The sequence below is a fragment of the Pseudomonas sp. PS01270 genome (assembly GCF_029959775.1).
Classification (GTDB): Bacteria; Pseudomonadota; Gammaproteobacteria; order Pseudomonadales; family Pseudomonadaceae; genus Aquipseudomonas; species Aquipseudomonas atacamensis.
In genome coordinates this window covers 1-6,786 of the sequence record NZ_JASCPT010000195.1, presented here as the reverse complement: position 1 = coordinate 6,786, position 6,786 = coordinate 1, and the positions used below count along the sequence as shown (strand labels likewise).

The window sequence follows — 6,786 nt, the reverse complement described above, 5'->3', positions numbered from 1 at the left end:
AGCCAGCTCCCACAGTATTCGCGGTGAACATAAAGACAATGTACACCCGCAAAACCTGTGGGAGCTGGCTTGCCAGCGATGGGGCCAGCCCTGCCACCACACAACCTACCGGCGCTCCTGATTCCTCGGCCAGCTCAGACTGAAACAGGCCCCACCCAGACTCTTGCTCTTGCCAATGATCGCGCGGCCGTCGTGCCAGTGGATGATCCGCCGCACAATCGACAAGCCCAGACCATGCCCGCCCGAGGCCCGCGTGCGGCTATCGTCAAGGCGCAGAAACGGCGTGAAGATCCGTTCCCAAGCCACTTCCGGAACGCCCGGTCCGTCGTCCTCGACGTCGATCCGGCAACGCAACTGGCCGACCTGATAACTCACCGTCACCTGCGAATGCGCATGGCGCATCGCGTTGCCCACCAGATTCTGCAGCGCCCGATGCAAATAACGCGGCTCGGCCTCGACCCAGGCGCCGTCGTTGTCGGCCGATGACAGACACAATCCGCGCTGCACCGTGACCTCGGCGCGCAGCGGCGCCAATTCTTCGATCACCTGATTGACCAGCGCATCCAGATCGATGCGCTGGAAGGTCAGCGCCGGCGAGCCTTGCTCCAGTCGTGCGTAGGTGAGCATTTCGTCGACCAGCTTATCGAGGTCTTCGATGTCGTGATCCATGCCTTCGCGGTATTTCTCCAGCGCCTGCGGGGTGGTCGCCGTACCGATCATCTCCAGACCGAAACGCAGCCGCGCCACTGGCGTGCGCAGCTCGTGAGACACCGCGCGCACCAGTTCACGCTGGATCGCCAGCAACTGCTGCAAGTGCTCGGCCATGCCATTGAACGCCGACGCCAGCCGCCCGACCGAGTCGGCACCGCGCGCCGGCACACGGGTTTCCAGGCTGCCCTTGGCGATCCGCGTGGCCGCCGCTTCGAGGCCGCGCAAACGTCGCTCGAGCTGACGCACCAACAGATAAACGATAAGGCCGATCAGGGTCAGGCCCAGCGCGGCAATCAATACCAGCCATTCCGGCGGGTACGGATTCATCTGATACAGCGGGCCGATTTCCAGCACCCACGGCGTGCCGACCATACCGGCGAAGACGCGGATCGAATCGCCGCCCTTGCCCAACGCCATCACCGTGTCGCCCTCGGCCACGCGGCGGCTCTGGTCTTCGTCCATGTCGGCGTCATTTACCGTGACCAGACGCAGATCGAAGCCAAAGCCCTTTTCCTGTTTTATCTGCGCCAGACGTTTGGGCTGTTCGCCGACCGGTACCCGCACCAGTTCATCGGCCAGCAGGTAAATGGTCGCCCGGGCCAGTTGCTCGCTGATCTGCTGTACCTCGCCCACCAGCATCATTTGCTCTTTTTCGCTGATCAGCCGATAGACCTTGGCCGCATGAGGCCCGGTCTGCTCGACCAGCGCCTGACCGCGCAGGACACGGGTGCGCTGGGCCAGATCAAGGTCGGTTTCGGAGAATTTCTTCAGCGTCAGCGGAATACCGAGCAGCCGCTCCCACACCAGAAGCGCGCGATGACGCTCGGTCTGGTTCATCGGTTGCAGATTGTCGGCCATCAGCGAGAAGGTGCCGTGGGCCAGGCGCTCGCGGTATTGCTCGCTGCGCACCTGATTGAGCAGGTTCAGCGCCAGCACGCCGAGCACCGCCACCAGAATCAGCGCGGCGCACATGCCGCCGTAGATGCGCAGGAAGATCGAATTCACAGCGCCAGGTCTGCGCAGGCTTCAGGGACGAACAGATAGCCTTTGCTGCGAATAGTCTTGATCAGGCGCGGATGATCGGGGTCGTCGCCGATTTTCGGGCGTATGCGCGAGATGCGCACGTCGATCGAGCGGTCCTGGCCGTCGTAGCCGATGCCGCGCAATGCAGTGAAGATTTCTTCCCGGGAAAGAATCCGCCCGGCATTGGACACCAGCAGCCACAGCAGGTCGAACTCGGCGCTGGTCAGCTCGATGCCGTTGTCGCTCAGCCAGGCTTCGCGTAACGCGTTGTCGACCACCAGTGGACCGAATTGCAACCGCCGGGATTTTTCCGCGACCGGCTCCGGTGTGTCACTGCGCCGCAGCAACGCCTGGATCCGCGCCAGCAACAAGCGCGGACGCACCGGTTTGCATACGTAGTCGTCGGCACCGAGGTCGAGGCCGTGGATCTGATCAGCGTCATCGGTGCGCGCGGTGAGCATCAGGATCGGCCCGTCGTACTGGCTGCGCACCTTGCGGCAGATGCTCAGGCCATCCTCGCCGGGCAGCATCAGATCGAGGATCACCAGATCCGGCTGCTCCTTGATGATCCGCGCCGCCGCCAGCGCACCGTTGCCTTCGATCTCCACGCGCAGGCCATTGGCTTGCAGGTAATCGCGGGTGAGCTCGGCCAGTCGCTGGTCATCCTCGACGATCAATACCTGCCAGGTTTGTTGCTCCACCGGTGACCTCTGCTTGCTGTTTTTATTGATATATGAAGGTTTCGCTGAATGAACGCGGTTCCTGTAGGAGCTGACGAGTGAAACGAGGCTGCGATCTTTTGATCTTGCTCTTGAAAAATCACAATCAAAAGATCGCAGCCTTCGGCAGCTCCTACATGAGTCCTCCCGATCATCTGTCATGTTTCAGGAGGATAAAAATGCCCGTGCACCCAGCGATTGTATAAACGCCGCTCACCCGGAAAACAAGTCGGTAAATGCGTTCGGACAAGGCGGAATTCTGTGATAGGGTTCGCGCCCTTAAAAAACCGCTGAAGCGTTTTTCCAGGCAAAAAAACAGTGACAAACGGTCTGGCTCAGCAGGTTCGCGGCCTACACGCGTTTTCCCTGTTTCTTACACAAATTACGCACAGGCTTATCCACAGGTAGTACGTTGCAATCCCCCCCTGAAACGCATTATCTTGTAGCACGGCGAAAACAGAGACCCTACATATAGGGTTTTCACCTAAAACGCCCAACCACATTTCAGACCTGAAACTCAAGTGCTTTATGGCCAGTTTCCGGTAGAACAAGCGAGTTTTTTCAAGCCCAAACCGCACTGGCGGATGGCACCGTTTTATTTGGTCCGAAACGGACAAAACGGTATGGGTGTTGCAGTCATGACTGCCACCCGCGAAGGAATCCGGTGGCGAGCTTCGGCTCGTAACCAAAACTTCGGCAAGGATGCGGCGTTGCAGCCTTTTTCCTACTGTTCCGAAGTTTGTAATGCCGACGCCCGTCGGTTGCAGTGCTTCGGTACAGAACGGTGAGCACCATGACGGTGCCAAACAAACATAGAGAATGTGGAGACCACCCCCCATGCAAACCGACACAACTCGCGAGAACCCGCAGGGCACCTTGCCGCAGGCCGCCGATTCGACTTCGGATCTGGCAGCCACCGCGCCTGGCCAGCTGCGCGTGATCAAGCGTAATGGCACTGTCGTTCCTTACACCGATGACAAGATCACCGTCGCTATCACCAAAGCGTTCCTCGCAGTTGAAGGCGGCACCGCTGCCGCCTCGTCGCGAATCCACGACACCGTTGCGCGCCTGACCGAACAGGTCACCGCGACCTTCAAGCGTCGCATGCCATCGGGCGGCACCATCCACATCGAAGAAATCCAGGACCAGGTCGAACTGGCCCTGATGCGTGCCGGCGAGCAGAAAGTTGCACGCGACTACGTGATCTACCGTGACGGCCGTTCGAAAGAGCGCGCAGCTCACGCTCCTGCCGAAGCAGCAGTCAACGCGCACCCGTCGATCCGCATCACCCGCGCCGACGGCAGCCTCGCGCCGCTGGACATGGGCCGCCTGAACACCATCGTTACCGAAGCCTGCGAAGGCCTGGAAGAAGTCGACGGCGACCTGATCCAGCGCGAAACCCTGAAGAACCTGTACGACGGCGTGGCCCTAACCGACGTCAACACCGCGCTGGTGATGACCGCCCGTACCCTGGTCGAGCGCGAGCCGAACTACTCGTTCGTTACCGCCCGCCTGCTGATGGACACCCTGCGTGCCGAAGGCCTGAACTTCCTCGAAGTCGCCGAAAGCGCCACCCATCACGAAATGGCCGACCTGTACGCCAAGGCCCTGCCGGCCTACATCGCCAAAGGTATCGAGTTCGAACTGCTGAACCCTGTGCTGGCCACCTTCGACCTGGAAAAACTGGGCAAGGCGATCAACCACGAGCGCGATCAGCAATTCACCTACCTGGGCCTGCAGACCCTGTACGACCGCTACTTCATCCACAAGGATGGCGTGCGTTTCGAACTGCCGCAGATCTTCTTCATGCGCGTGGCCATGGGCCTTGCGATCGAAGAGAAGCAGAAAGAAGACCGTGCGATCGAGTTCTACAACCTGCTGTCCTCGTTCGACTACATGGCTTCGACCCCGACCCTGTTCAACGCCGGTACCCTGCGTCCACAGCTGTCGAGCTGCTACCTGACCACCGTGCCGGATGACCTGTCGGGCATCTATCACGCGATCCACGACAACGCCATGCTGTCGAAATTTGCCGGCGGCCTGGGCAACGACTGGACGCCGGTGCGTGCGCTGGGTTCGTACATCAAGGGCACCAACGGCAAGTCGCAAGGCGTTGTGCCGTTCCTCAAAGTAGTGAACGACACCGCTGTGGCCGTGAACCAGGGTGGCAAGCGCAAAGGCGCTGTGTGTGCCTACCTGGAAACCTGGCACATGGACATCGAAGAGTTCATCGAGCTGCGCAAGAACACCGGTGACGATCGTCGTCGTACCCACGACATGAACACTGCCAACTGGATCCCTGACCTGTTCATGAAGCGCGTCTTCGATGACGGCAAGTGGACCCTGTTCTCGCCATCCGAAGTACCGGACCTGCACGACCTGACCGGTAAAGCCTTCGAAGAGCGCTACGAGTACTACGAAGCGCTGACCGAGTACCCGGGCAAGGTCAAGCTGTTCAAGACCATCCAGGCCAAAGACCTGTGGCGCAAGATGCTGTCCATGCTGTTCGAAACCGGCCACCCATGGCTGACTTTCAAAGACCCGTGCAACCTGCGCAGCCCGCAGCAGCACGTCGGCGTGGTCCACAGCTCGAACCTGTGCACCGAGATCACCTTGAACACCAACAAGGACGAAATCGCCGTTTGCAACCTGGGCTCGATCAACCTGCCGAACCACATCGTCGACGGCAAGCTCGATACCGCCAAGCTGCAACGCACCGTGAACACCGCCGTGCGCATGCTCGATAACGTGATCGACATCAACTACTACTCGGTGCCGCAAGCGAAGAACTCCAACTTCCGCCACCGTCCGGTCGGTCTGGGCATCATGGGCTTCCAGGACGCTCTGTACCTGCAGCACATCGCCTACGGCTCCGACGCCGCCGTCGAGTTCGCCGACAAGTCGATGGAAGCGGTCAGCTACTACGCGATCCAGGCTTCCTGCGACCTGGCCGACGAGCGCGGCGCCTACGAGACGTTCAACGGCTCGCTGTGGTCCAAGGGCATCCTGCCGCTGGATTCGCAACAGATCCTGATCGAGCAGCGTGGCGAGAAGTACATCGATGTCGACCTGAAGGAAACCCTCGACTGGGCACCGGTTCGCGCCCGTGTACAGAAAGGCATCCGTAACTCGAACATCATGGCCATCGCACCGACCGCGACCATCGCCAACATCACTGGCGTCTCGCAGTCGATCGAACCGACTTACCAGAACCTGTACGTGAAATCGAACCTGTCGGGCGAATTCACCGTGATCAACCCGTACCTGGTTCGCGACCTGAAGGCTCGCGGTCTGTGGGACTCGGTGATGATCAACGACCTGAAGTACTACGACGGTTCGGTGCAGCAGATCGAGCGCATCCCGCAAGAACTCAAAGAGCTCTACGCGACCGCGTTCGAAGTGGACACCAAGTGGATCGTTGACGCCGCCAGCCGTCGTCAGAAGTGGATCGACCAGGCCCAGTCGCTGAACCTGTACATCGCCGGCGCATCGGGCAAGAAGCTCGACGTGACCTACCGCATGGCCTGGTACCGTGGTCTGAAAACCACCTACTACCTCCGTGCCCTGGCCGCGACCAGCACCGAGAAGTCGACCATCAACACCGGTAAGCTGAACGCTGTTTCCAGCGGCGGCAACCACGGCGACGATTCGGTTCTGGCCGCTCCGGCAGGTCCTGCGCCAGTGCCGAAGGCTTGCGCGATTGACGAGCCGGATTGCGAAGCTTGCCAATAAGCTGAGCTGAGATCAGGCGTTGCGAGACGCCTGATATCTCGAGAAAAAAGAAAACCCCCGACAGACTTCTGGTTTGTCGGGGGTTTTGTTTTTTGGGGGTTTGGGTTTGGACGAATATCCGTTGCTGCGGTAACGGCTTCTTATGGTTTTGCTCTTACAGCGAGTCACCTTTTCAGAGACCTGGTCGTACGGTCGCTGCGCTACCACCCCCGCGTCGATCCCGTAACGAAGCCTGCCGAAGGGGTAAAAGATCAAGAGCCGAAGCAAAGCAAAAGCCAGATCAAAAGATCGCAGCCTTCGGCGGCTCCTACAGTTGGATCGTGGGTATCTGGGCGAAATTGGTTGGCCGCCAGACCGCTATCGCGAGCAGGCTCGCTCCCACAAAAGCAAAAGCAAAGCAGCGCAGCTGCCCGCGGCAAAGCCGCACCACTCAACAATGAGCGCAAGCTCGAGTGCTCTTGATCTTGATCCACCGGCGACGTCGGAAGGCTGAGCGGAGGGATTGATCCGGGCGTGGGAGCGCAGCGACCGTCTGGCGCAGCCAGACACAGCGGAAGGAGGTGCAGCGAAGCAAACCGGAGCCGCTGCGCCCGGATCGATC

At 60.2% G+C, this 6,786-nt stretch carries 3 protein-coding genes; 1 reads left to right on the top strand and 2 read right to left on the bottom strand.

Features of this window, described 5'->3' with window-relative positions; translation table 11 throughout:
• Positions 1–105: 105 nt before the first annotated feature.
• Both QMX86_RS26835 and QMX86_RS26830 read right to left on the bottom strand, forming a co-directional pair.
• Positions 106–1,716: an ATP-binding protein gene (locus tag QMX86_RS26835; protein WP_024013984.1), complete on the bottom strand. Its 1,611-nt coding sequence runs from the start codon at positions 1,714–1,716 to the stop codon at positions 106–108.
• Positions 1,713–2,435, bottom strand: a complete 723-nt coding sequence (locus QMX86_RS26830) for a response regulator (RefSeq protein ID WP_056788095.1) — start codon at positions 2,433–2,435, stop codon at positions 1,713–1,715. The genes QMX86_RS26835 and QMX86_RS26830 overlap by 4 nt, the downstream gene beginning before the upstream one ends.
• An 855-nt stretch (positions 2,436–3,290) precedes the next feature.
• Here QMX86_RS26830 and QMX86_RS26825 point away from each other — a divergent pair.
• Complete coding sequence (locus QMX86_RS26825; RefSeq protein ID WP_024013986.1) at positions 3,291–6,185, top strand: ribonucleoside-diphosphate reductase subunit alpha; 2,895 nt, start codon at positions 3,291–3,293, stop codon at positions 6,183–6,185.
• Positions 6,186–6,786 lie beyond the last annotated feature (601 nt).

Bases quoted from the DNA above. Each gene is read 5' to 3' on its own strand.
- QMX86_RS26825 (WP_024013986.1), top strand. From the start codon at position 3,291: ATGCAAACCGACACAACTCGCGAGAACCCGCAGGGCACCTTGCCGCAG.